Origin of the sequence: Xylanibacter ruminicola, assembly GCF_900142525.1 — a bacterium.
GTDB classification, from domain to species: Bacteria; Bacteroidota; Bacteroidia; order Bacteroidales; family Bacteroidaceae; genus Prevotella; species Prevotella ruminicola_A.
Genome location: NZ_FRBD01000019.1, coordinates 76,571 through 102,566 on the forward strand (window position 1 = coordinate 76,571; position 25,996 = coordinate 102,566).

Consider the following 25,996-nt stretch of genomic DNA (forward strand, 5'->3'; position numbering starts at 1 on the left):
AACCGAGTCTTTCGTTAGGGTAAGAATAGGGTAAGAATGCCCCAAGAAGATGGATAGAAGATAGTAAGAAGTAAACAAGAGTATAAAAACAAAAACGAAGATATGATTGCATTTATTGATACAGAGGTGAATCCGCAGACGAAGAAGGTGGCGGATTACGGAGCAGTCAGGGAGGATGGTGCAGTGTTGCACTCTAGTTCCAAGGCTGACTTCGATGCTTTTGTGTCAAAATGCGATACGGTGTGTGGACACAATATTATCAATTTCGACCTGAAATATACCTCTTTGAGGGGTAATCCTACGATTATTGATACGCTGTTTCTTTCGCCCTTGTTGTTTCCCAAGCGACCGTATCATCATCTGGTCAAGGATGATAAGTTGCAGGTAGATGAACTGAACAATCCTGTAAATGACTCTATGAAGGCTCGCGACTTATTAAATGACGAAGTGGCAGCTTGGAATCAGTTGACGGATCACAGAAAGGAGATCTACTATTATCTGTTGAATGAAACACAAGAGTTCGGAGGATTCTTCAAGTATCTTGGATATTCGCCAAATGTCAGTTGGATATCATCAATATTTTCATCCAAACTGAATTGGAAGCAATTGATTGTCGAGGAATATGATGGGAAGGTATGCAGTCATGCAGACTTCGAGACCTTGGTTAAGCAGTATCCTATAGAGTTGGCGTATTGCTTGGCTGTGATTGGTGCTGACGACATTTTTTCTATTACTCCAGCATGGGTAATACGGAACTACCCGCAGGTGGTGAATGTGATGAACATGCTTTGCAATAAGTCTTGTGGTGATTGCGAGTATTGTCATCAGCGGTTGGATGCCCACAATGGATTGAAGGAGTTCTTTGGTTATGATGAGTTCCGTATCTTCGATGGCGTACCAATGCAACAGCAAGCGGTAGAATCTGCTATTCGAGGAGAATCACTGCTGACGATATTTCCAACGGGTGGCGGAAAGAGTCTTACCTTCCAGCTACCTGCTTTGATGGCAGGACGGAATACACATGGACTTACTGTTGTTATTTCGCCTTTGCAGTCGTTGATGAAGGATCAGGTGGATAATCTTGCAGCTCGTGGAATTAGTGACGCAGTGACCATCAATGGATTGTTAGACCCTATCGAACGAGCAACAGCCATAGAACAGGTGGCTGATGGAACAGCCAATCTGCTTTATATCGCTCCAGAAATGCTGCGTAGTAAGACTATAGAGCGACTGTTGATGGGACGCTATGTTGTTCGTTTTGTGATAGACGAGGCACACTGTTTCTCTGCTTGGGGCCATGACTTTCGTGTAGACTATCTGTATATCGGTGATTTCATTCGACAGTTGCAGGAGAAAAAACAATTGGAACAGCCCATTGCAGTATCTTGTTTTACAGCGACAGCAAAACAAAAAGTAATTAGTGACATATGCGACTACTTCAGAGTAAAGTTGGGCTTGGAACTGAAAGTGTTTGCCGCCAATGCTGAGCGTAAGAACCTGCGTTACTCCGTGCTTCATGCCGATACTGCTGATGAAAAATACAACTTGTTGCGCTCATTGATACTTGGGCACAATTGCCCATCAATTGTATATGTATCACGTACCAAACGGACGCGCGAATTAGCACAACATTTGGTCAACGACGGCATACGGGCCTTACCATTCAATGGAAAGATGGAGGCTGCCGACAAAGTGAAGAACCAGAATGCTTTTATGAGTGGCGAGGCTCAGGTGATTGTGGCAACGTCTGCTTTCGGTATGGGCGTTGACAAGAAAGATGTGGGACTGGTGGTACACTATAACATCAGCGACTCATTGGAGAACTATGTGCAAGAGGCTGGCCGTGCAGGACGTGATCCACAAATGCAGGCAGAATGCTTTGTACTGTATGCTGACAGCGACCTTGATAAGCACTTTATTCTCCTTAATCAAACGAAACTCAGTATCAGCGAGATTCAGCAAGTATGGAAAGCCATCAAGGATCTTACTGCTAAACGAGACAAGGTAAGTTGTTCGCCTTTGGACATAGCACGTCAGGCTGGATGGGGAGATGAAATAGACGACATTGAGACGCGTGTTAAAGCAGCAATAGCAGCTCTCGAGGATGCAGGATTCATACAACGTGGCAGTAACTCGCCGCATGTATTTGCTACGGGTATTGCTGTGAAGAATATGGATGAGGCTCGTCGCAAACTGATGATCTCACCTCTCTTTGATGAACAGTCGCGTGAGGAAGCAGCGCGAATTATCAAATCGCTTATCAGTGCTCGTGCCACAGCTGAAGGTAGAGGAGCAGAAGCAGAGAGTCGCGTGGATTATCTTGCTGACATTCTTGGAATGAATAAGGCAACCGTCATCAGGAATATTAACCTGATGCGTCAAGATGGCTTGTTGGCAGATAGCCGCGACATGCAAGCATGGATTACTAAGAGTACAACAGTGAGGAACCTTGATGCCATGCTGAGACTTGAACAGTTTATGTTACAGCAATTCTCAGAAGAGTCACGTCGTTTTAGCTATAAGGAACTAAATGAGGAAGTTCAGAAGGCTGGCATGAATTACTCCAATGTCAAACGGATGAGGATGTTGCTTCACTTCATGACGCTGAAAGGATATATCTATAAACAAGAGCACAGCATTTCGGGTTTCGTCAATGTACGGCTTCAGTCTTCCAGAGAGGCGACAAAGAGCCGATTCGAACGACGTATGGATATTAGTAGGTTTATTGTTGATTGTTTGAGTGCTCAGAAGGATGATAGTAAGGATACGGCGCTTGTTAACTTTTCCGTTGTAGAACTCCTCCAGCAATTCATTGCCAGTCGACAAGAAATGATGTTTTCTGACAATGAAAAGCCCACAATCGCTGATATTGAGGAAGCATTGTTGTATCTTACTAAAACAGAAATGGTGAAGATAGAGGGCGGCTTTATCGTCCTCTATAATACTATGCAGATAGGTCGCCTCGTTGCTACACGTACACGATATGGTAAGGAACAATACCGTTTGCTAGACGAATTCTATAAGCAGCGAATCCGCCAGATACACATTGTTGGTGAATATGCCAACCTGATGGTTCGTGACTACAATGCTGCACTTCGTTTCGTCAATGACTATTTTACAATGGATTTCCGCAAGTTCATCAATCAGTATTTCAAGGAGGAACGTCGGGCGCAGATAGATCAGAATATCACTCCTGCCAAATACAACAAACTCTTCGGTGAGCTCTCCAACCGCCAATGGGAGATTATTGATGACAAGGAGTCGAAATATATTGTGGTGGCAGCAGGACCAGGGAGCGGTAAGACGCGCGTGTTAGTGCATAAGTTGGCATCATTGCTGTTGTTGGAAGATGTAAAGCATGAACAATTGCTGATGCTTACGTTCTCAAGAGCTGCAGCAACGGAGTTTAAGAAACGACTCATAGATTTGGTGGGCAATGCAGCTCACTACGTAGACATCAAGACATTCCATTCATATAGTTTTGACCTTGTTGGTAAACAAGGAAGTCTTGATGAGGCTAAGGATGTGGTACGTATTGCTGCAGAGATGATTGAAAACGGAGAGGTGGAAGCATCTAAGATAGCCAAGAGTGTGCTTGTCATTGACGAGGCTCAGGATATGGGCGAAGATGACTTCCGACTAGTTCAAGCGCTGATGCAACAGAATGAAGAAATGCGCGTCATTGCTGTGGGTGATGATGATCAGAATATCTATGGTTTCCGTGGCTCCAATTCAAAATATATGCAGTCACTCGTTGAACAGGATGGTGCGAAACTGTACGAGATGACAGATAACTACCGCTCTGCAAAAGCGATAGTTGATTGCGCCAATCGCTATGTACAGCGTATTCCTGGTCGCCTGAAGCATACTTCCATCCAGTCTGCAACAGGAAAAGATGGCAAAGTGATGACCTTGAAGTCGCTTCTGGATGCTGAAATTAAAGTGGAAGGAAGTACCGCAATACTTACACGTACCAATGAGGAAACGATGCAGGTAGCCTACGAATTGGAACAGCGTGGCTTACATGCTACTGTTGCTCAGTCTATGGGTGGTTTTCGTTTTGGCAATCTAGCAGAAGTACGCTATTTCCTTAAACAACTTGGTGGCAAAGATGGTGTGACTATAACGAAAGAAAAGTGGAATGAGGCCAAACAACGTACATTTGAGACTTATGCGTCTAGTACTTGTCTCAACATCATGCAGCATTTTATTTCTGACTTTGAGATAACTCATCAATCCTACTATCGCAGTGACTTGCGTGAATACATCTTTGAGTCGAAAATTGAGGATTTCATTGCTGCTGATGAAAGGTCTGTGTTTGTAAGTACTATCCACAAAGCAAAAGGACGAGAATTCGATAATGTCTATCTTATGTCTGCCATACCAGATGGAAGAAGTGTAGATGATATGCGTTCCTATTACGTGGGACTCACTCGTGCAAAGCGAACCCTGTATCTTGTAACTAATCCTCAAACAGAATGTTCTTCTGTATCTTTACCACTCAATATGAAAGATGTATGGCTTGATTTCTTTAGAGGAATCAAGGAGCATGTGCTTCATCTTAGAAGCGGTGATAATCTACAATACAAAGACGGATACCTAATGAATGAACAAGATATCAATGTTGCAGCTTTGTCTGCATCAGGTAAAGACAAATTGAAAGCGTGGACGGATAAGGGTTATGAAGTCATTAGTGTAAGGGTAAGTTATACTTTGGCTTGGAAACCACAAGACTCAAATGTAGAATATGCTGTTTGTTTGGCGAATGTAGTCTTGTCTAAAAATAAAAATTCTACTGAAGAAACACGCCTCAATAATACTGCTTTATGATAAATCGATAATCTACTGGGAAACTAGTCAATGACAATGATGATAAATGAAAAAATAGTCCATCTAAGGAATTTTCTTGAGAAACTTGATGTTATCAGGAAACGATATGAGGATATCGAGGCTCGAAAAGACCAGTTCAATATCTTCACAGCAATGCTTGATGCATCAGACGAGGTGAATTTACATTCTCAGTTTATCTTCTCACTTCTCAATTTCAAAACAGGCAATGAATATCGCTATCTAAATGCTTTTCTGAAATGTGTTGATAGCTCTTTCGAATACAACTTGAATTCGTTGGAAATTCATAAGGAGTTGCATGATATTGACATCTTGCTGATGGACAAGTCAACGAAGCGAGCTGTCATTATTGAGAATAAAATCTATGCCTCCGACAGTAATCATGAGAATGAAGGGCAGTTAGAAAAGTACTACAGGATAGTTATTGAAGAGGAAAAGATACCTGAAGACAACATCGAAGTGTATTATCTTTCTCTCGATGGGCATGAACCTTCTACGGATAGTGTTTCCACAAAAAATAAGTATCCTAAGTTGGGCGAGAAGGTCCAGTGCATCTCTTATCCCAATGAAATCGTCAGATGGTTGCAAGGATGTATGCCATTTGTTTATGATAAACCCTTTCAACGAGAAACTATTATACAATACATTAAATTGATTGATGATATGACTAATAATGTTGATATAGAAGAGAGAGTTGAAATAAAGAAATTGATTGGCGAGTCAAAGAGCAATTTAGAAAGCGCCAAGCTCCTCATTGACAACGTCAAACATTTACATTGGCATACTATAGCCGATTTCTGGGATGGCTTAGTAATGGCTTTAGAAAAAAATGGCTATGAGGTATTGCAGAATCCAACGGAAGAGGACTTTTCTGACATCGTTCACGGTAGCAGTAGAAAGAGGAATAATGCAAGTCTTTCGATTGTAATCAAAACGTCGTCGCCATTTAATATTCTGATTGAAGAATATCCTGATGAGTTGTACTTTGGCGTAACGAAGGAACAGAAGCTGCCCAAACAATATGTTAAGACTTTTGCAACGCTGGTAGCGAATAATGAGGAATACGAAGATGATGAGAATTGGTATATATGGAAATACCCTTCAATACCAGAAGACGAGTATATAGATTCTTGGGATATTAATAATGATGCTACCTTCCGTCTTATCGATGATAGTTTTCGCCTACGAATTACTGCTGTAATCATTGATGACATTACGAAATTCATTAAAGATGTTGAAGGTTGCTTAAAAGCTGCGGAAGAAAATAGATAATGAAACAGATAGAAGTTGTAGCAGCGATTATTCGCAAGGGTGATAAGATATTTGCCACGCAGCGGGGATATGGCGAGTGGAAAGACTGGTGGGAGTTTCCTGGCGGGAAGGTGGAAACTGGGGAGACACCAGAAGAGGCGCTTGTGAGGGAGATTCGCGAGGAGCTGTCTGCGGGGATCAACGTGGATGAGTTTCTTTGTACGGTGGAACATGATTATCCAGCCTTTCATTTAAAGATGCATTGCTATTTGTGCTCGCTCATTGGTGAGGCGCTATATTTGAATGAGCACGAGGCTGCGAAGTGGCTGGCGAAGAATGAGTTGGACAGCGTGAAGTGGCTGCCAGCGGATGTGGGAGTGGTGGAAGTTATAAAGTCAAAAATACAGTAGCAGAATATGACAGACATTGAACGTATAACCGACATGGAACAATGCTTTGACCGCGTGGACAGGGCGCTGCGGGCATTGGAGGAAGCTGTGGATACAATCACGAGCCTTGAGGACGACATCCTGAAACTCGACACCTACTATTCCGGCGACGAATGGAAAGCAGATTTCAGATCCGACGAATTAGGTCTCCTGCCCCAGGACCTAAAACGCGGCGTTCTGAGCGAGGATGCCATATGGGACCTCCTCGGACGCGTCGATGGCGTCAAGCACCGCATGCTCGATTTCGTCTTGACTGATCTGGGGTGATTGATGCAAGAAGTCTAAGGAAAGAAGTAAGATGTGATATAGGATAATAGAACAGAAATCGAAAACGTTATAAGAATATATGGCACTACCGATTAACATAGAAGATCTGCTGAATAAGCGGAAGATCGAAGGCAACAGGATAGAGTTTAAGAAGGGCTGGAACCCTGCGGACATCTATCACAGTATCTGTGCGTTTGCCAACGACTTCGATAACCTCGGAGGCGGCTACATCCTTGTGGGCGTGGAGCAACATGACAACGGACTCGCCAAGCGGCCTGTAGCAGGGATTAACATCGAAGAGGTGGATGGCATCCTGAAACAGATGGTGGGATTTAACAACATGTTTGACCCATACTATCTGCCGAGGACGTCGGTGGAGGAGGTGGACGGGCAGCAAGTGCTGGTGATATGGGCACCGTCGGGCGTGAACCGTCCGTATGCGATACCGATGGATGTGCAGGCCAAGGTGAAGCAGATGAGGTATTATGTTCGCAGCGGTTCGAGCAGTATCATTGCCAAAGGCGAGGTACTGGACGAGTTGAGGGACATGGCTAACCGCGTGCCTTTTGACGAACGGCCCAATCCGAACATCGCCATGAGCGACATTTCGATGGTGCTGCTGAGGGACTATCTGGCTACAATTGGCAGCAAACTGGAGGCTTCACTGTTTACACAGCCTTTGGTGGAGACCTTGGAGCAGATGGAACTGATGGCCGGCCCGACTGAGAACCGCATGATTAAGAATGTGGCGGCGATGATGTTCTGCGAGCATCCGGAGAAGTTCTTCCCTTATACCCAGGTAGAGATTGTGGTGTTCCCTGATGGGAAGGTGAAGAATCCTCAGAACTTTACAGAAAAGACATTCAAGGGCAGCATACCGCAGATTATTAAGCAGACCATGGACTTTTTCAGCACCAATATTCTCTATGAAACAGTGGAGAAGGTTTCTGGAAAGCAAGAAGCCAACCGCTACTGGAACTATCCTTACGATGCGCTGGAGGAGGCTGTGGTCAACTCTCTTTATCACAGAGATTATGCCCAACACGAACCCGTGGAGATTACCATTGAGCCTGAAGGAATATCCATACTGAACTGTCCTGGGCCTGACCGAAGTATTCCTATGTCGGCCATTGAGAAAGGTGACATCTTGAAGAGCCGCCGTTATAGGAATCGCCGCCTTGGAGACTTCTTGAAGGAATTGGATCTGACAGAAGGCCGCTCTACAGGTGTACCCACCATCCAAGAGAAACTTGCTGATAATGGTTCTCCCCGTGCCACTTTTGAGACTACTGAAGACCGCTTGACCTTCCTGATTCATATCCCTGTTCATGCTGGATGTGGCAATAAACCCGCTACTGAGAAAACTACGGTGATTACTACGGAGAAAAGTGCCATAGGTTCGGAGAAAAATGGTTCTGGTTCGGAGAAAAGTTCGGAGAAAAACCAAGCAATCATCTCTGCTATTAGGCTAAATCCCAAAGTTACTGCGGCTGAAATTGCCATGAAGCTTGGGGTGTCCTCGCGTGCAGTGGAAAAACGTATTAAAACTTTGCGCGAAAATGGTGTCATTCGCCGCATAGGAGGCGACAAGGGCGGCTATTGGGAAGTGATAGAGAATGGTACTGAACAATAGCAACATACCGAAAGTGGCGTAAAAGGCGGCGTAAAAGGTGGCACAAAAGAACTATCTGATATTCAGGATGTTATTATAAAAGAAATGCAATTCGATTCGTCTATTACGACCAGTGAAATGGCGCAAAAGACTGGTATAAAGTTCAGAACCCTCCAGCGACATATCTCCCAGCTCCAGGCGATGGGGATTGTGGTCCGCAAAGATGGTCGAAAAGATGGTTATTGGGAGGTTGTAAAAAACAAATAGTCTTCTGACAGATGCCTGCTATTATTACAGATACATTCGACTACGACGATATTGTCAGGGTGCTTGACCTTGATGAAGCGTTTGTGCATCATCAGATTGATGCGCTTCAGCCGAAGTATTGGCGCATTGTGATAAAGACGAAACCCAAGGGATTGAAGATTTTCGCACCTGTGATGGTGAACGGCAATAGGGGCATCGACTATATGATATACATGCTGAGTCGAGACTGGCAGATAACAAAGAAACAACGGTTGCTCGACTACATGTATTTCGGGGTGTACCGCCTGACGGATGGCTTCCATCTCGTAGGTTTCATGTATCTTGATTCCAATCCTTTGGCAAAGCCGGAGAAAGCATTCTTTACGCCTCACTTCTTTGATAGGTACAGGGAGAGGACGGGCTTGCCGATGGATATGCCAAAGATGGACGTGATGAAGGATTGGATCATGAAGAATCTGCATCTTAATTCGGATGCACAAGGCAATGAGAAATACCCCGATGGCATCTTCTGCGTTTATCCAAGTGGTGTCGCTTTGGGGAGAGAGTTGCCTGACGGTAATAGTGAGATGAAGACTTTTGTCACCTACGAAATGTTGCGAGGGGAGCAAATTGAGAAAGGCGAAAACCAAAGCAGGGCAGCCAAGGTGCAGGAAGCGGAGGGTTTTAGGAACTGTAAGGAGTTAGTAGATAAACTTGTAAAATATGGCATACACCTATAAATATCAAAAGGAAGCCCTATTGACTTATGGAAACATGGGGTAAAGGGGGGAGCGCAACTGGCGCATGATGTCAAGCAGTCGCTTTGCACTGCCGCTACGAAATTTAAGAGGGAGTGTTTTGAGTTGCTCTTCTGTTATGAAGAACGAGAAGCCTTGCAGACGAGTGAAGAGGTTTTCGTAGTTGATTTTTACTTGTGCCTCCATCTTCGCATACAATTCTTCATTGTTCTCATCTACTAGATGCATATATAGTGCATCGCCTCGCATCGGGCTGTGCGGTGCAAAAACTGTTCCTTTGGGAACTATGCATTTGTCACCACCTGTAAAGGGGCTGCAAAATGCACAAGGTATTCCAACTCGGCATCCTCTGCCAATTCAAAGACGTTTTCGTCAATTTTCAGTGCCTCAATCTGTTCACGTGTTGCCATAATCTTTCTTTTTGATTGCAAAAATATGCAATTCTCACGGATAATGCAAGCAAAAATGCGTCCGCAAGGCTTGTGGAAGTGAGATTTATATTTTTTTACACTAGTGTCCACTAAAAATTAGCGGAGATGTTTGTAAGTTACTTAAATATAGAGTTTTAGAGCGTAAAATTGACGGTGACGATTTGAATTGACTACCTTTGCAATTCAAAAGCAAATCAGTCATTCGATGAACACCGGAAAATATATCTTCGCTCAACTTATAGAGTTCTTGCCACAGAGAATCTTTGATAGAATTGTAATGAAATACGAAGGGAACAAATACGTGAAGCATTTCACATGCTGGAACCAGTTGCTTGTCATGATGTTCGGGCAGCTGAGCAACCGTGACAGCCTTCGTGATCTGACTAGTATTATTTCTGCGCATTCCAACAAGGCCTATCATCTTGGCTTTGGCAAGAACGTAACGAGAAGCAATCTCGCAAAGGTCAACGAAAGACGAGAACCTCGTATCTTCGAAGAGTTTGCCTACCATATGATAGACATTGCGAGACGAAAGAGAATCTACAAAGAGTTTGAGATAGAAGGGAAGGTGTTTGCCTTCGACTCGACTACCATCGATCTTTGTCTGAGCGTCTTCTGGTGGGCAAAGTTTCGAAGAACCAAGGCGGGCATCAAGATGCATACGCTCTATGAAATTCAGACGGATATTCCTACGTTCATCCACATTACTGAGGCGAAAGTCAATGACCAACGCGCAATGGACGAGATTCCTTATGAACAAGGGGCTTACTACGTGTTTGACCGAGGATACTTTGACCTGAAGAGACTCTATCATATCAATGAAATATCGTTGGCGTGTAGAACTCTTCTTTAAATGGATTAAGCAGCATCTTAAGATTAAGTCCTTTTGGGGTACGACAGAGACTGCTGTCAGGATTCAGATATACTCTGCCATCACCGCATATTGCATGGTGGCTATCGTTGAGCACGACCTCAAGCTGCACAGGAGCACCTACGAAGTGTTGAGAATTTTGAGTGCTTCGTTGTTGGATAAGACTCCTATCAAGGAACTCTTTACCAAGGAACCTGAGTATGTTGCAGATGATGGTCAATTGACTCTTAATTTTATTTAGTGGACACTAATGATCTTATTTCAGTTTGTTATACACTTCGTCAGTCACAGGCTCAAGCCACTCATTCGAGGCTCCTTCCTGAGCATCACGGTGATAAGTAAGGTGTTGGAACCATGAATCTTTGGCGGCACCGTGCCAGTGTTTTACCTCTGCAGGAATGGCGATGACTGTGCCAGGAGTCATCTCAACGGGAGCCTTGCCCCATTCCTGATACCAGCCACGACCACTGACACAGATGAGTACTTGTACTGCTTTGTGGTGGATATGCCAGTTGTTACGGCAGCGAGGCTCGAAGGTGACGTTCATAACACCACCGCCAACGTCAGCCAGATAACTCTGACCGATGAAATACTTGCCGTAAGGGTTCGGTTCGCCTTTCGGCCATTTGCTGCGCAAGGTATACCCCTCGCTGTCGAGCCAGGCACAGAGTTCATCAACCAGTTCCTGACTATTGCCCATATTCACGGCGCCCTGCTTGTGGGCAGCCAGTTGTGGAGCAACACCTTCGAGACCACTCAGGGCAGCAACGGTCACTATCTCGCGGTCGGCAGCAGAGAGTTGGTCGCTGGCGAAGATGTCACCGAAGAGGTGCGATTTCAGATAGTAGTCATCCTGCGGACAGAAGTTGTAATCGAAAGAACGGCCAGAGAGTTTCGTCTGCACCTCTGTACCTTGCTTCAGAGCTTTTGCAGCGTCATCCCATATTTCAGGACGTTTCCAAGGCTTTCCTTCCTGCCATGAGGGCTGTTTGTTATCCAACACCTTATTTAGAACGCCTAATGCATTCAGCGAGCGTGGAAAGCCCGTGTAGGCATAGAGCTGTGAAAAAGCCTCCTTCAGCTCATTGATAGTCACGCCGTTGTCGAGTGCCATCTTCACGGCAGGCTCCAACCGTTCCAAATCACCCTGTGCCATCAGGCAGGCACATGCAGCCAATCCCTGCTGACGCTCTGTCAGCGTCTTTGCATCTATTGTAGACATAGTCAATATTGCGATTAAAAATAAAACGATTCTTTTCATTTATCTCTTTTTTTAAATATCAGTTTCATCGTCTCTTGGTCGAGCGGCTTCATCGTGGGCAGTTTCAGGTCTTTCACCATGTGGAGCGTGCCCTGCTTGTACTTCAGGAAGTGAGGGGTCTTCAGGTGCTGCTGATAGGCTTCCTCAGAAGCATAGATCTCAAGGATGCGAATCTGGCATGAGTCCTCGGCACTCTGCATGGGGTAGAGGCAGATGACACCTGGCTCGCGCTCTATACTCAGACGATCCACCTCGTTGGCAAAGGCTAAGTATTCCTCCAGATACTGTGGGAATACCTCAATCTCTGCAATGCGGACAATCATGTTTGCTGTAGCAGTTGCTGCTGATGGCTTTTCCCCTGTTTGTCCCAACAGCCACTTCGCATTTTTCCACAGAATCATTTCCTTGAATGGTGCCAGATCGGGTTCTTTCGAGAGATAGTCCTTCATCCTTGCCAGACTCTGTGTGAGCACTTGCGGAGCGACGTAGGGATAGTCGGAACCATAAAGCAGATGGTCAGGTGTGGTGATGGTGAGCAGCATGCGGATGACCTCTGGAGAGTGTGCCCCTGCAAGGTCGTAGTAGAGGGTTCGGAGGTTGGCCTCGTAGTCAATCTCGCCCACCATCTTGTTGGCCTGCATCACGGGAGTCAATGACTTCATGCGAGGGATAGCCAAAGGCAGATAGGCACCGCAATGGGGCACTATTACCTTTATATTATTATAGCGGGCCAACACGTTGCGACTGATCATGTTCGATACGGCGCGAGTGGTCTCCGAGAGATATTCCTGCATGGCGAGCGGTGTCTGCTGCATCACCTGCTTGTTCACTGGTTCAGGGCGATGGGGATGTAGGATTACCACTGCCTTACGCTCGTTCAAGACCGAGAAAAGCGTATCGAGTTCAGGTGCGCCAAGATACTGTCCGTCAACATTCGTTGCCAGTTTAATGCCATCAGCCTTCAGCACATCGAGCGCATATTTCGCCTCCTCAATAGCTTTCGATACATCGGGCAGGGGTAGGGCAGCACAGAACATGAATCGTTCAGGGTGCTCCTTCTTGATGCGGGCGGCAGCCTCGTTGGTTTGTCTGACTGTTTGGGCAGATGTCGGCTGTGGAGCTGCCAGCGTCAGCACGGAAGTCTCAACGCCGGCTTCATCCATCCATTTCAGATGATTGTACACATCGTATTTCGGCAGAGGAAATCCCTCGTCCATCAATCGTCCTTCTTTTTCAAGTGATGACGCAAACTCAGGCGTGATGAGGTGGCTATGCACATCCATCACACCCTGAGCAATTGCTGTTGTAGCTAAAGTCATTGAGATAATCGTTATCTTCAATCTCTTCATTTCAGATTCTCTTTAAAGAAATCAGCCAACTTGTCCCAAGGAATCAGATTCTTCGGCTCGCCCTTGCCCACAAGCTCCGTATAGCCGCCGTCGTAGAGGTCGCAGTGCGAGGCACCGGGGATGATGAGCAGCTGCTTGTTCTCAGGATTAGGATTAGGTTTGCCGACGGTGTTGTAACCTTCGGCCTTCCCTTCGACCATATATTTGTAGGCAGCTTCGCCGAAATAGCGCGAGTGAGCCTTCTCACCATGCATCACAAGGACTGCCGAACGAATCTCGTTGATATAATAAAGGAAACGGGCGTTGGCATAAGCCTGAGTGCCGATGACGCGCCAACCGTCGTTCGAATTGCCGCTGCGGGCATGATATCCGCGCTCGGTCTTGTAATAATCGTAGTAGTCCTTCACGAACTGAGGAGCCTCGTCGGGCAGAGGATCGACGACGCCACCGGCCATCGCCATCGGGTCGGCCAGGCGCTGCTTGGCAAGTGCCTCACGGGCAGCATGGCGCGACTCTTCCTTGTCCTCGCTGTCGAAATAGCCGTTGCCACTGACGCGGGTCATGTCGTACATCGTCGAGACAACAGTAGCCTTGATGCGTGTGTCGGTAGCGGCAGCATTCAGTGCGATGCCACCCCAACCGCAAATGCCGATGATGCCAATACGTTCGGCATCCACATTGTCCTGCTTTGAGAGGAAATCGACAGCAGCCATAAAGTCCTCGGTATTGATGTCGGGTGAAGCTGTGCGACGAGGCTCTCCACTGCTCTCGCCAGTAAATGACGGGTCGAAAGCCAATGCTACAAAGCCGCGCTCGGCCATCTGCATGGCATAGAGTCCGCTCGACTGCTCCTTGGTGGCGCCGAATGGGCCACTCACGGCAATGGCGGCCATTTTGCCCTTGGCATCCTTTGGCGTATAGAGGTCAGCTGCCAGCGTCAAGCCGTACTGTGTTTCGAACGTCACCTTGCAGTGGTTCACTTTCTCTCTCAGCGGGAACACCTTGTCCCACTCCTGTGTCAGATTCAATGTTGTCATATTCTCTTCTTTTTTATTTTGTTCTTGGTTTGTGCAGGCTGTGAGCAATCCGCCCATCAGTACTGCGGCTAAAATTACTTTCATATTATTTTTGACTATTGGCCTTGATGAGATCAGCTAAGCTGACATTCGGATTACGATATCGTGCATTCCTGTTTGCCTCTTCGGGTTCAGGAGGCGTGGGAATGATTGAAATTGCTTTCTTCGGGCAGTTGTGAACACATGCCAGACAATTTTCGCATTCCCCATTGGCAACCGAATGACCATCAATCACTTTCCAGGAGCCATGCGGACAAACCGAAGTACAAACTCCACATCCGATGCAGTCATCCGTGGCAAAGACAATCTTCTCCGATCTTGTCACAGTCGGGCGCTGGCGGTCGCGTCCCGACATGCGGTAATATCCGTCACATATCATCCTGTCCTGCTCTGTAACCTCCTGAATATAGTTTTCGCGATTGTTGATAGAAGCAAGAACTGTGGCAACTCTTTCGGGAATACGCTGAAGCTTGGGGTCGGCCAATTCCCTTTCCATGTCGAAATACGGCAGGTAAGTATCGACCATCTGGATGGTGGAGATATAATTCATCTGAAAACCGTGCTTCTTGGCAAGGTCATCAACGAACTCTGGGAATATCGTGCTATGGGCTCCATAAGTGCCCACTGTAAAGAAATAATCGGCCTTGAAAGATGAACGAGCAATGAAATCCTGGACAATGGCAGGAGGAATGAAACAGTAGACGGGACACACGAATCCTATTTCTTCTGCCTCATAATCAGGATGCTCGTTGTGAATTTCCTGTGAGATGCTCAGCAAGGTCGCTTCATCTCCGCCCAACTGCCTGGCTATATAAAGGCTATTGCCGGTTGCAGAGAAATAGAAGATCAGACGTTTGATCTTCTTCTCATTTTCCTTTGGGGACTCTCCAAACGACGGAAGCGTCGGAACGCAGGCTGCAAGCATTCCAAGGCCCATGACCTTGAGTGCTTTTCTTCGACTGATAGGTTTGTTGACGTTCATAGGATAACTTTTTTATGGTTCTTGAAATATATCTGTTTCATATTCTAAAGACTATCTTTCAAAACTTGTACAACCTCGTCGCGATTCAGAATGTAGTAACCACCCTGACAGATGGGGCAGGCATCAGCCATTCCCTCAATCAGCTCTGGCTTGGCACCACATTCGGTGATATTCATCGCCAATCCCAGTTCGCGCATCCACTGCTCCATCGTCTCCAGACCTTCCATCGCAACCTGCTCGTCGGTCTTAACCTTGGCAGAAACGCCCCATACGTTCATGGCCAGACGCTTGAACTTCTGCACGGCATCGGGCGACTTGCTGATGAGCAGACGGTAATAGGCACCGCTGACGGCAGCGAGCGTATGACCGTGAGTGGCATCGGTATAGGCAGCCACAGCCTGACCCAGCATGTGCACCATCCAGTCGGTGGCCTTAGCGCGGTCGATGAGTGTGTTGAGTGCCCAAGTGGCTGTCCACATGATGTTCGAGCGAGCCTCGTAGTCCTCAGAATTCACGTTAGCCTTGCGGCTGCTGACGATAAGTGAGCGCATCAGTCCTTCGGCGATATAGTCGCTGGTGTTGTCGTCTGTGCCCGAGAGATACTGCTCCAGAATATGACTCATGATGTCGTAGATACCAGCCACCATCTGATACTTGGGAACGGTGAAGGTGAAGCGAGGGTTGAGAATGGAGAAATCTGGGTTGCGGAAGTTATAGAACAACTTGCGGTTTTCCGAGTGACTGGAGATAACCGAACAGCTGTCCATCTCAGAGCCTGTGCCAGCCATTGTGAGCACACAACCCACAGGAATCCAACGGCAGGTCATCGGTTGCCAGTTCTTGAAGTAATACTCCCAAGGGTCACCATCGTACCAAGCACTTCCGGCTACGGCCTTGCAGTAGTCAACGGTAGAGCCACCGCCCACGCCAAGGATGAAATCCACATTCTCCTGCCGAGCCATGTGGGCTCCCTCTAATACCTTCTCTATAGTAGGATTGGGCATCACACCCGCCATCTCTACCACTTCGCAGCCAGCCCTCTTCAGCTCGGCCATCACCTGATCGTAGATGCCATTGCGCTTAATACTACCACCACCATAGCAGAGCATCACCTTCTTGCCATAGTTTTTCAGTTCTTCACTCAGTTTGCTTAAAGAATCCTCACCAAAGTGCAACTTCGTAGGATTGTGGAATGTAAAATTGCCTAACATAATTATTCTGTTTTAAGTTTCTGGGTGCAAAGGTACACATTATATATTATATAGCTATTACACAAATTGGCTGATTATATACCAATTTCGCAGAAAGCGCTAAAAAAGTATTAATTTTCTACCATTATTAGATTATTTTATGTATCTTTGTTCCCGATATGAGGAATATTTTGAAGGTTGATTGTCCTAACGACTACGCCCGTTTTGTGGATGCACCCGTATTGCACCCATTGATCAGTATTATCCATTATGACGAGTTGGCGCCCTTCCGTCATAGCCTGAACAACTATGGCGTGTATGGTCTGTTCATCCAGCGACAGTTTCCCAATACGCTCTCTTACGGTATGAAGACGCTGCAGGTAAGCGATGCCTCCATCATAGCTGTAGAACCAGGACAGATAGGCGGATTGGAAGACAATGGCGAGCGTATCTCGTTGTGTGGTTGGGTATTGCTGTGGTCGCCTGAACTGTTGCACGGCACTGAACTGGAACGCCAGATAGACCGCTATCAGTTCTTCTCGTATTTCTTTGATGGTTCGCTGCGCATGGAGCCCGACGAATGGCTCTGTATCACGCAACTGGTGACCCAGATGCGACAAGAGTTGCAGACACACGAGGACTCCCCGTCTTTGAGAAATGTGCTGCTTGGCTATCTGCACCTGATACTGGAATACTGTAATCGTATCTATCAGCGCCAGCTTTTCGAAGAGGACAGGGGAGAGGCTGACCTGCTGAAGCGCTTTCACAACTTGCTTCAAACCTATTTTCGTGAGAACCGTCAGCTGATGCAGGGTTTGCCTACCGTCGCTTGGTGCGCTTTCGAACTGGCTTATTCGCCTCGTTATTTTGGCGATATTGTCCACAAGGCAACTGGTGGCACAGCTATTGGCTACATCCACAACTACGTTATCAATCAGGCGAAAATTCTGTTGATGCAGGGTCACAACATCAGCGAGACCTCCCGCCTGCTCGGATTCGATTTCCCCCACCATTTTACTCGTCTCTTCAAGCGCATCACGGGGCTTACTCCCAGCGAGTTCTTAGGAAAAAATCAACCGTAGTTTTTATACTCTCCAGGTGTCATCCCCGTGAGACGGCGGAAATACTTGGAGAAGAACGAGGGGTTGGCAAAGTGCATCTCCTCAGCTATCTGTGCCGAAGATTTGTCCGTGTGGCGCAGTTCTATTTTGATGCGAGTGATGAGGGCACGGTCTATCCAGTCTTTGGCGGTGGTGCCGCTGGTTTGGCGGATGACAGTGGTCAGGTAGCGCTCAGTGAGGCACATACGCTCGGCATAGTAGCCTATCTGGTGTTGTTCGGCACAATGCTGGGTGACCAGTTGAAGGAAACGGTCGAAGATAGTCTGCTCGCGCGAACGGCTGCTTGCCAGCTGGTCGGCCTGCTGATGAAACAGATGGTCGTAGTGGTGCATCTGGGCTGCTACGAGGGCCGTGACGGTGGGACGATGATAGTCGTCTGAGGCATGAACCGTTTGCCAGATGGTGTCCATAATATGTGTGGCAGTAGCGATATCCTCTTCGCTGACGGGTAATTGGAAGTCGCGCACCTGTCCATTGAAGGCCGACGGCATCTGTCCCTGTGCAAAGGGCATGGGGAAATTAGTGAAGAGGGCCATGCCGAAGATGCGGAGGTCGGGCGAGAGACGCTTGGGATGAATGATGGTGCCTGGGCCGATATAGACGAGTGTGCCGCTTTTGAGGTGGCGGTCTTGCAGGTTGAAGTTGATTTCAGCCTCGCCGCTCATGATGATGCCCAGACGGTGGTCGTTGATGGTGAAAGGAGGCCTTTGGCGCATCAGCAGACTGAATACCGTGTGGTCGCCACGAACCATTCCAATTTCGCTGTTCAGAAAGGCATGTTCGCGGATTTGCGAGAGGTGTGGTATAAGGATGTCGCGCATTCGTGTGACGTCCATGAGTTGCGGTTGTTTATTTATCATACGTCCCTTTTTTGTTGGCAAAGATAATCATTTTCTGCAAAATAATGTTCTATTTTTTATATAAATCGAACAAAAAGGACATTTTTTCGTTCCTGTAGATAACGCATATATGAAAATAACATCGTACTTTTGCACCCAGAATTCAATGATAATTAAAATATGAAGAAATTGTTTTTAGTTTTGACAATGTTGCCGATGCTGGCTCAGGGACAGACATTGGACGATTGTCAGCAGGCTGCAGAGAAGAATTACCCGTTGATACAGCAGTATGGTCTCATCGAGAAGACCACCCAGCTGACGGTTGCCAACATTCAGAAGGGGTGGCTACCGCAAGTGTCGGCTCAGGCACAGGCCACGTATCAGAGTGATGTGACGGCGTGGCCCAGTGAGATGAAAGTGATGATGAGCGGTATGGGCATCGACATGAGAGGACTGACGAAGGATCAGTACCGAGTGGGTATCGATGTGCAGCAGACTATCTACGACGGTGGTGTCATAGGTAGCCAGAAGCGTATAGCCCGTGAACAGGGCAAGGTGCAGGCGGCACAGAACGAAGTCAATATTTATAATGTCCGCAAGCGTGTGAATGAGATGTATTTCGGGCTGTTGCTGATTGACGAACAAATCAAGTTGAACACTGACCTGCAGACATTGTTGGCAGGCAACGAACGCAAACTGGAGTCGATGACCAAGCGCGGAACAGCAGCCGAAAGCGACCTGCAGAGTGTGAAGGCAGAGAGACTGAATGCGGTGCAGAAGGGCACTGAGCTGGTATCGCAGAAACAGATGCTACAACGCATGCTGAGCACTTTTTGTGGTATCGAGATCAACAACATACAGAAGCCACATGTGAAGTCTGATGGCAGAAATCTGGCGACAGGAAACCTGAGACCAGAACTGAAGGTGCTGGATGCACAGATCAGTGTGCTGAATGCTCAGGAGAAGGCGCTCAACGCAGCACTGATGCCGAAGGTGAGTGTGTTTGCACAGGGCTTCTATGGTTATCCGGGGCTGAATATGTTCGAAGACATGATGCGCCACAAATGGAGCCTGAATGGCCTCGTCGGTGCAAGGGTGACATGGACTATCGGTGCCCTCTATACCCGCAAGAACGACAAGGCAAAACTGCAGTTGCAGCGTGATATGACGGAGAGCAGTCGGGAGGTGTTCCTCTTCAATAATAACTTGGAACAGATTCAGCAGAACGAGAATATAGAGCGCTACCAGAAACTGATGGCCCACGACGGGGAGATTATCTCGCTGCGACAGGCTGTGAGAAAGGCGGCAGAATCGAAGCTGGCACATGGCATCATCGACGTGAACGACTTAGTGCGCGAGATTAATCAGGAGAATGCGGCTTGTGTGCAACAGTCGGTACACGAGATTGAGATGCTGAAAGAGATATACGATAACAAATACACCATTGGTGAAAAGTAAGAAAGTAAAAAATGATAAATATGGAAAAGAACGAATGTTTAAAGAATTTGGGGTCGGTGATAGGTGCTTTACCTTTTCACCTTTTCACCCTTTTACCTTTTCTTGCTGCCTGCGGAGGAAGCGAGAAGGAGTATGATGCAACAGGTACGTTCGAGGCTACTGAGACGACCGTGTTCGCAGAACAGAGTGGGGCATTGCTGTCGTTCGATGTGAACGAAGGTGACATGATTGAGGCAGCTCGTCAGGTAGGGCTTATTGACACTACACAGACGTGGCTGAAGATTCAGCAGATGGATGCTACGAAAGCGGTTTATCAGAGTCAGAAGCCCGATATGGAACGCCAGATAGCAGCTACGCGTCAGCAGTTGGCTAAGGCTCAGCAAGACGAGCAGCGCTACCGTGAGTTGGTGGCCGATGGGGCAGCTCCCTCGAAGATGCTCGACGATGTCACGAGTCAGGTGAAGGTGCTGCAGAAACAACTGGATGCGCAGATATCATCGCTGAACACCAGCACGCAAGCCCTCGACAAGCAGACGGCTGCTGCCGATGTGCAGAAGGCACAGTTGCAGGATATGTTACGAAAGTGTCACATCATGACTCCCACAAAGGGTACTGTACTCGAGAAATATGTGGAGCGAGGTGAGTTTGTGAGTGTGGGTAAACCGTTGTTTAAGATAGCCGATACTGAGTCAATGCACCTGCGTGCCTACGTCACTTCTGCCCAGTTGCAGAACATCAAGATTGGTCAACAGGTAAAGGTGTTTGCCGACTATGGTGACGGTCAGCGCAAAGCGTACGCTGGCACCATCAGTTGGATATCGTCTCGTTCGGAGTTTACACCCAAGACTATCCTCACTGACGATGAGCGTGCCGACCTGGTGTATGCTGTCAAGGTGGCTATTAAAAACGACGGTTTCGTGAAGATTGGTATGTATGGCGAACTGAAGCTATGAACGCAATAGAGGTAAAGAACATCAGTAAATCGTACGGCAAGGTGCTGGCGCTCAGCGATGTGTCGTTTTCTGTCGGCCAGGGTGAGGTCTTCGGACTGATAGGCCCCGATGGAGCCGGCAAGACGTCGATGTTTCGCATCCTCTGTTCGCTGTTGCTGCCTGATGCTGGTACGGCGGCGGTAGATGGCCACGATGTGGTGAAGCAGATGCGTGAGGTACGTAGTCGGGTAGGGTATATGCCAGGCAAGTTCTCGCTCTATCAGGATCTCACTATCGAGGAGAACTTGAACTTCTTTGCCACGCTTTTCGGCACCACTGTTGACGAAGGCTACGACTCCATCAAAGCCATCTACTCGCAGATAGAACGCTTCAAAGACCGTAAGGCAGGGGCTCTCTCGGGAGGTATGAAGCAGAAGCTGGCGCTCTCGTGTGCATTGGTACACCAGCCGAGTGTACTCTTCCTCGACGAGCCCACCACGGGTGTCGATCCTGTGAGCCGCAAGGAGTTATGGGAGATGCTGCTCTTGTTGAAGGAACGGGGAATAAGTATCTTGGCTTCAACGCCTTATCTTGATGAAGTGCGCTGCTGTGAGCGTGTCGCTTTTCTGGATCAGGGTAAGGTGCGCGGCATTGGTACTCCCGATGATATTCTCACCCAGTTTGCCAGTATCTTCAATCCGTCAGGCATTGAACACGAGAAGATTGCAGAAGTGAAAGAAGATAACGTCATCGAAGTAGAACATCTGGTTAAAGCCTTTGGCGATTTCCATGCCGTCGACGATATTTCATTCAGTGTAAAGAGGGGTGAGATATTCGGATTCCTGGGTGCCAACGGTGCCGGCAAGACGACGGCTATGCACATGCTGACAGGCCTGAACCAGCCCACCAGCGGAACGGGTAGGGTGGTAGGCTTTGACATCCGCACGGAATATGAGCAGATAAAGAAGCATATCGGTTATATGTCGCAGCGGTTCTCGCTCTACGAAGACTTGACTGTTGCCGAGAATATTCGTCTCTTTGCTGGTATCTACGGCATGAAACCCGACGAGGTGAAGCGTAAGATGGACGAGGTGCTGCGGCAGTTGAAGTTTGAAGACCATCGTGATGACTTGGTGGGTTCGTTGCCCTTAGGTTGGAAGCAGAAGTTGGCCTTCTCAGTCTCGATATTCCACGACCCAGGTGTGGTGTTCCTCGACGAACCCACGGGTGGTGTTGATCCCGCTACGCGCCGCCAGTTCTGGGAGCTCATCTACGACGCAGCCCATCGTGGCATCACGGTCTTTGTGACCACCCATTATATGGACGAGGCGGAGTATTGTGACCGCATCTCAATCATGGTGGACGGCAAGATCAGTGCACTGGGTACACCAGACGAACTGAAACAACGTTTCCACCAACCCGATATGGATCACGTGTTTACCTATCTGGCCCGCCAGGCCACTCGTTCAAGCGATTAAGTGTATGAAACAGTTTATAGCATTTGTAATCAAGGAAACCAAGCATATTCTGCGCGACAAGCGTACGATGCTGATACTCTTCGGCATGCCTGTGGTGATGATGCTGCTTTTCGGCTTTGCCATCACCACTGATGTGAAGAATGTGCGCACGGTGGTAGTCACGTCAGAGATGTCGCCCCGTACGCAGCAGGCCGTAGAACGACTGGCACAATCGGAATATTTTGTCATCACGCAGACAGTGAACACCCCACGGGAAGCCGAACAACTCATCCGCAGTCAGAAGGCCGATATGGCGCTGGTGTTTGTACAGAATCGTGGCATGCAGATCATGGTTGATGGTAGCGATCCTAATATGGCACAGCAATGGACTACCTATGCTCTGCAAACCATAGCGGCAGACCACTCGGCACCTGCGACGCTTCACGCTGCGAAGAATGATTCACCTATCACTATTCACACTTCACTTCTCTACAACCCTCAGATGAAGTCGGCTTATAATTTCGTGCCTGCCATCATGGGTATGTTGTTGATGCTCATCTGTGCCATGATGACCTCGATTTCGATTGTCCGTGAGAAAGAGAAAGGTACGATGGAGGTGCTGTTGGTATCACCCGTGCGCCCCTTGATGGTGATCATCGCTAAGGCAGTGCCTTATCTGATACTGGCCTTTGGCATCCTCATCACCATCTTGTTGATGGCACGTTTCGTGTTGGGAGTACCGCTGGCTGGTTCGCTGTTCTGGATTCTGGCTGTGAGTACCCTCTATATTCTGCTGGCGCTCTCGCTGGGACTGCTTATTTCCAACGTGGCACAGACGCAACTTGTGGCTCTGCTACTGTCAGCTATGGTGCTGTTGATGCCTGTGGTGATGCTGTCGGGCATGCTGTTTCCTGTTGAATCGATGCCAACTTTCCTGCAATGGATATCGGCTATCGTGCCGCCACGCTATTATATCGAGACTATGCGCAAGTTGATGATTATGGGCGTGGGCATTGGCGAAGTGGCTCACGAGGTAGCTGTGCTGGCAGTTATGACGGTGGTGCTGCTCGCCATTGCGCTGAAGAAGTTTAATGTAAGATTGGAGTAACTGATATGACACTGAAATATCTCATACAAAAGGAGTTCCTGCAGATCCGTCGTAATGCGTTTCTTCCCAAACTCATCATCATGTTCCCCATCGTGATCATGTGCGTGATGCCGTGGGTGATGCAGATGGAGGTGAAGAACATCGTGGTGGATGTGGTGGACATTGACCACACTGTGGAGTCTCAGCGATTGGTACAGCAGATTGCTGCCTCCAACTACTTTATCTTCGGTGGACAGAAGGCTACATACGCTGAGGCAATAAAGGACATCGAGAAGGGTAGGGCCGACGTTATCCTCGAGATTCGAGATGGTAAGTATCTCATTGCTGCCAATGCCGTCAACGGCACCAAGGGCTCAATGGGCAGCGCCTATCTGAGTCAGATTCTTCGAGGATCTTCCTCTTCCCTCCTTCCTCCTTCCTCGACAACCACCCTCTACAACAAGGGCCAGAACTACAAACTCTTCATGATTCCGGCCCTCTTTGCCATTGTGATGATGCTGATGACGGGCTTCCTGCCCACACTTAATATCGTTGGTGAGAAGGAGGCTGGTACCATCGAACAGATCAATGTCACACCCGTCTCCAAGTGGTCGTTCATCCTTGCCAAACTCATTCCTTACTGGCTCATCGCGCTGTTTGTCATCACCGTGTGCTTGCTGCTGGCGTGGCTCGTCTATGGCATCACGCCTGCTGGTCCCGTGTGGCTCATCTACGTGCTTGCCATGTTGCTGGCGCTGTTCTTCTCGTCGTTTGGACTTATCGTGTCCAACTACTCCGACACCATGCAGCAGGCCATGTTCGTGATGTGGTTCTTTGTGGTAAGTATTATGCTACTCTCAGGACTTTTCACCCCCACGCGCTCCATGCCCCAGTGGGCCTATCTGACCACCTACATCAACCCCATGCACTATTTCATCGATGCCATCCGCACCGTCTTTATCCGTGGAGGTGGACTGCACGAAACAGCCCACCAGGTCTTAGCCCTTGCGGGCATCGGCACACTGATGGGCTGTTGGACTGTGCAGAGCTATAAGAAGAATAGTTGATCTAAGGCCAGGCAGATGCGCGACACACGCAGGTCTGAGTTACCAAGTTTTACGTAGTCCATATTATCTCTGCTTTTTGAATATCAGTTTCATCGTCTCTGGATCGAGTGGTTTCATCGTGGGTAGCTTCAGGTCTTTCACCATGTGGAGCGTGCCCTGCTTGTATTTTTGGAAGTGGTCGGTCTTCAAGTGCTGCTGATAGGCTTTCTCGGAGGCATAGATTTCGAGGATGCGAATCTTTGTGGAGTCCTCGGCACTCTGCATCGGGTAGAGGCAGATAACACCCGGCTCTTGTTCCACACTCAGACGGTCCACCTCGTTGGCAAATTCGAGATACTCCTTGAGGTGCTGTGGATAAACCTCGATTTCTGCTAGGCGGACTATCATCGTCTCATTTTCTTGTGCTACTGCCGTGATGGAGAACACAAGGGCGAACAGAATTACAATTCTTCTCATATCCATTTGTCGATAACAACCATAATTGATTATTCCATTGAGTGTTCCCAACCTCCGCGAGTATCAATACCTGTAGCATCTGCGAGAGCTTCGAGGCGTGCAACTTCCTCTGAGGTCAACTGAATCTTAGCGGCCTCGGCAGCCTCGATGACGTGACGCTCTTTGGTGGCTCCGATAATGGGCTGTGTTCCCTTGGCGATAGCCCAGGCGATGCCGATCTGCGAGCACGATGCACCATATTTCTGTCCGATGGCGGTCATCTCGTTGGTCAGCGCCTCCAGCTGCGACAATACGGGGTTGTACTTCTTACCGCGATCGCTCTCTGCAGGCAGCGGATTCTTCTTATTATATTTACCTGAGAGTGCACCCTGTTCCAGTACCATGTAGGCCCAGAACTCAATGCCGTTCTCCTTGCAATAGTCCAGCACGCCACCTTTCTCACTCGAACGGTAGAGCAGTGAGAAGTGGTTCTGCACGGCACTCACCTTAAAACCTGCCTCGCCCAGAATCTCGTTGGCACGACGTATCTCAGCGATGTTATGGTTCGACACGCCTACGCGCTTCACCTTGCCTGACTGCAGCAGGGGAATCAGTCCTGGTGTCCAACGCTCCACGTCCATCGGGTTGTGAATCCAATACATGTCGATATAGTCGATGCCCATGCGATCAATTGAAGCGAGAGCCATTTTCTCAACGCTATTTTCATAAACCTCTGCCAGCTGCGGGGTAAACTTAGTTGAAACCTCCACATCCTCGCGCTTCTCGCCAGCCACAAACGAGCCAAGAATCTTCTCCGACTCGCCCATGCCATACACGGTAGCCGTGTCCCAGAGATTTAGTCCGTTCTTCATAGCCGCGTCGAATACGGGCTTCAAGTTCTCTACGTCGGTCTTGCTGCCGAATACTGCGTCTCCTCCAAATGCTCCTGCGCCCCAGGCCCAGGTTCCTAATGCGATCTTTGCCATAATTTTCTAATTGTTTTGATTTG

At 48.0% G+C, this 25,996-nt stretch carries 23 protein-coding genes and 1 pseudogene; 14 read left to right on the forward strand and 10 right to left on the reverse strand.

Annotated features, from left to right (window positions below):
* Window positions 1-102: 102 nt before the first annotated feature.
* The 7 genes from BUB86_RS12745 to BUB86_RS12775 all read left to right on the forward strand — a co-directional run bounded on the left by BUB86_RS12745 (window position 103) and on the right by BUB86_RS12775 (window position 9,413).
* Window positions 103-4,830, forward strand: coding sequence for a RecQ family ATP-dependent DNA helicase (locus BUB86_RS12745; protein ID WP_073210118.1), 4,728 nt, complete (start codon window positions 103-105; stop codon window positions 4,828-4,830).
* A 36-nt stretch (window positions 4,831-4,866) separates the two neighbouring features.
* Window positions 4,867-6,120, forward strand: coding sequence for a PD-(D/E)XK nuclease family protein (locus BUB86_RS12750; RefSeq protein WP_175549499.1), 1,254 nt, complete (start codon window positions 4,867-4,869; stop codon window positions 6,118-6,120).
* Window positions 6,120-6,509 carry a (deoxy)nucleoside triphosphate pyrophosphohydrolase gene (locus BUB86_RS12755; RefSeq protein ID WP_073210122.1) on the forward strand — a complete coding sequence of 130 codons (390 nt, stop codon included), beginning with the start codon at window positions 6,120-6,122 and terminating at the stop codon, window positions 6,507-6,509. The genes BUB86_RS12750 and BUB86_RS12755 overlap by 1 nt, the downstream gene beginning before the upstream one ends.
* Window positions 6,510-6,515: 6 nt before the next feature.
* The gene (locus tag BUB86_RS12760) at window positions 6,516-6,815 is read left to right on the forward strand and encodes a DUF4298 domain-containing protein (protein ID WP_073210124.1); all 300 of its coding nucleotides are present in this window, start codon (window positions 6,516-6,518) and stop codon (window positions 6,813-6,815) included.
* A 79-nt stretch (window positions 6,816-6,894) separates the two neighbouring features.
* Window positions 6,895-8,448 (forward strand): RNA-binding domain-containing protein, encoded by a 1,554-nt coding sequence (locus BUB86_RS12765; RefSeq protein ID WP_073210126.1) that lies wholly within the window; start codon window positions 6,895-6,897, stop codon window positions 8,446-8,448.
* An 84-nt stretch (window positions 8,449-8,532) separates the two neighbouring features.
* A complete protein-coding gene (locus BUB86_RS18320; protein WP_073210128.1) occupies window positions 8,533-8,694 on the forward strand; it encodes a helix-turn-helix domain-containing protein in 162 nt (53 codons plus the stop codon).
* A gap of 11 nt (window positions 8,695-8,705) precedes the next feature.
* Window positions 8,706-9,413 carry a hypothetical protein gene (locus BUB86_RS12775; RefSeq protein WP_073210130.1) on the forward strand — a complete coding sequence of 236 codons (708 nt, stop codon included), beginning with the start codon at window positions 8,706-8,708 and terminating at the stop codon, window positions 9,411-9,413.
* 24 nt (window positions 9,414-9,437) lie between these two features.
* Here the strand turns inward: BUB86_RS12775 and BUB86_RS12780 are convergent, their stop codons facing one another.
* Both BUB86_RS12780 and BUB86_RS18155 read right to left on the reverse strand, forming a co-directional pair.
* Window positions 9,438-9,659 carry a hypothetical protein gene (locus BUB86_RS12780; protein ID WP_139261612.1) on the reverse strand — a complete coding sequence of 74 codons (222 nt, stop codon included), beginning with the start codon at window positions 9,657-9,659 and terminating at the stop codon, window positions 9,438-9,440.
* 56 nt (window positions 9,660-9,715) lie between these two features.
* Window positions 9,716-9,841 carry a hypothetical protein gene (locus tag BUB86_RS18155; protein ID WP_262503399.1) on the reverse strand — a complete coding sequence of 42 codons (126 nt, stop codon included), beginning with the start codon at window positions 9,839-9,841 and terminating at the stop codon, window positions 9,716-9,718.
* Between the two features lie 226 nt (window positions 9,842-10,067).
* Between BUB86_RS18155 and BUB86_RS12785 the strand changes: the two are divergent.
* Window positions 10,068-10,974: pseudogene (locus BUB86_RS12785) on the forward strand (IS4 family transposase).
* Window positions 10,975-10,989: 15 nt separating this feature from the next.
* Here BUB86_RS12785 and BUB86_RS12790 read toward each other — a convergent pair.
* From BUB86_RS12790 to BUB86_RS12810, 5 genes are read right to left on the reverse strand one after another with little or no spacing between them, the layout of a single operon-like run.
* A complete protein-coding gene (locus tag BUB86_RS12790) occupies window positions 10,990-11,955 on the reverse strand; it encodes a carboxymuconolactone decarboxylase family protein (protein ID WP_175549501.1) in 966 nt (321 codons plus the stop codon).
* A gap of 35 nt (window positions 11,956-11,990) precedes the next feature.
* Window positions 11,991-13,343: an amidohydrolase family protein gene (locus tag BUB86_RS12795; protein ID WP_073210136.1), complete on the reverse strand. Its 1,353-nt coding sequence runs from the start codon at window positions 13,341-13,343 to the stop codon at window positions 11,991-11,993.
* A complete protein-coding gene (locus BUB86_RS12800; protein ID WP_410543945.1) occupies window positions 13,340-14,464 on the reverse strand; it encodes an alpha/beta hydrolase in 1,125 nt (374 codons plus the stop codon). Before BUB86_RS12800 ends, BUB86_RS12795 begins: the two co-directional genes overlap by 4 nt.
* A gap of 1 nt (window position 14,465) precedes the next feature.
* Window positions 14,466-15,401 carry an EFR1 family ferrodoxin gene (locus tag BUB86_RS12805; RefSeq protein WP_028903636.1) on the reverse strand — a complete coding sequence of 312 codons (936 nt, stop codon included), beginning with the start codon at window positions 15,399-15,401 and terminating at the stop codon, window positions 14,466-14,468.
* A 44-nt stretch (window positions 15,402-15,445) separates the two neighbouring features.
* Window positions 15,446-16,612 carry an iron-containing alcohol dehydrogenase gene (locus BUB86_RS12810; protein WP_073210140.1) on the reverse strand — a complete coding sequence of 389 codons (1,167 nt, stop codon included), beginning with the start codon at window positions 16,610-16,612 and terminating at the stop codon, window positions 15,446-15,448.
* A 158-nt stretch (window positions 16,613-16,770) separates the two neighbouring features.
* Here BUB86_RS12810 and BUB86_RS12815 point away from each other — a divergent pair, with 158 nt between their 5' ends.
* The gene (locus tag BUB86_RS12815; protein WP_073210142.1) at window positions 16,771-17,673 is read left to right on the forward strand and encodes a helix-turn-helix transcriptional regulator; all 903 of its coding nucleotides are present in this window, start codon (window positions 16,771-16,773) and stop codon (window positions 17,671-17,673) included.
* Here BUB86_RS12815 and BUB86_RS12820 read toward each other — a convergent pair.
* Entirely contained in the window at window positions 17,664-18,572 is a 909-nt protein-coding gene (locus tag BUB86_RS12820) for a helix-turn-helix domain-containing protein (RefSeq protein WP_073210145.1), read from the reverse strand. The two genes, BUB86_RS12815 and BUB86_RS12820, sit on opposite strands and share 10 nt — an antisense overlap.
* 159 nt (window positions 18,573-18,731) lie before the next feature.
* On the opposite strand from BUB86_RS12820, the gene BUB86_RS12825 reads away from it, so the two are divergent.
* From BUB86_RS12825 to BUB86_RS12845, 5 genes are read left to right on the forward strand one after another with little or no spacing between them, the layout of a single operon-like run.
* The gene (locus BUB86_RS12825; RefSeq protein WP_073210147.1) at window positions 18,732-20,009 is read left to right on the forward strand and encodes a TolC family protein; all 1,278 of its coding nucleotides are present in this window, start codon (window positions 18,732-18,734) and stop codon (window positions 20,007-20,009) included.
* Between the two features lie 20 nt (window positions 20,010-20,029).
* On the forward strand, window positions 20,030-20,962 hold the full coding sequence (locus BUB86_RS12830) for an HlyD family secretion protein (RefSeq protein ID WP_254795166.1): 933 nt from the start codon (window positions 20,030-20,032) through the stop codon (window positions 20,960-20,962).
* On the forward strand, window positions 20,959-22,419 hold the full coding sequence (locus tag BUB86_RS12835) for an ATP-binding cassette domain-containing protein (protein ID WP_073210149.1): 1,461 nt from the start codon (window positions 20,959-20,961) through the stop codon (window positions 22,417-22,419). The genes BUB86_RS12830 and BUB86_RS12835 overlap by 4 nt, the downstream gene beginning before the upstream one ends.
* A 4-nt stretch (window positions 22,420-22,423) precedes the next feature.
* Complete coding sequence (locus tag BUB86_RS12840) at window positions 22,424-23,506, forward strand: ABC transporter permease (RefSeq protein ID WP_073210150.1); 1,083 nt, start codon at window positions 22,424-22,426, stop codon at window positions 23,504-23,506.
* A 5-nt stretch (window positions 23,507-23,511) separates the two neighbouring features.
* Window positions 23,512-24,552 carry an ABC transporter permease gene (locus BUB86_RS12845; RefSeq protein ID WP_073210152.1) on the forward strand — a complete coding sequence of 347 codons (1,041 nt, stop codon included), beginning with the start codon at window positions 23,512-23,514 and terminating at the stop codon, window positions 24,550-24,552.
* Window positions 24,553-24,615: 63 nt separating this feature from the next.
* Here BUB86_RS12845 and BUB86_RS12850 read toward each other — a convergent pair whose 3' ends face one another.
* A complete protein-coding gene (locus BUB86_RS12850; protein ID WP_237824525.1) occupies window positions 24,616-25,008 on the reverse strand; it encodes a putative quinol monooxygenase in 393 nt (130 codons plus the stop codon).
* Between the two features lie 29 nt (window positions 25,009-25,037).
* Complete coding sequence (locus BUB86_RS12855) at window positions 25,038-25,973, reverse strand: aldo/keto reductase (protein ID WP_073210156.1); 936 nt, start codon at window positions 25,971-25,973, stop codon at window positions 25,038-25,040.
* Between the last annotated feature and the right edge of the window lie 23 nt (window positions 25,974-25,996).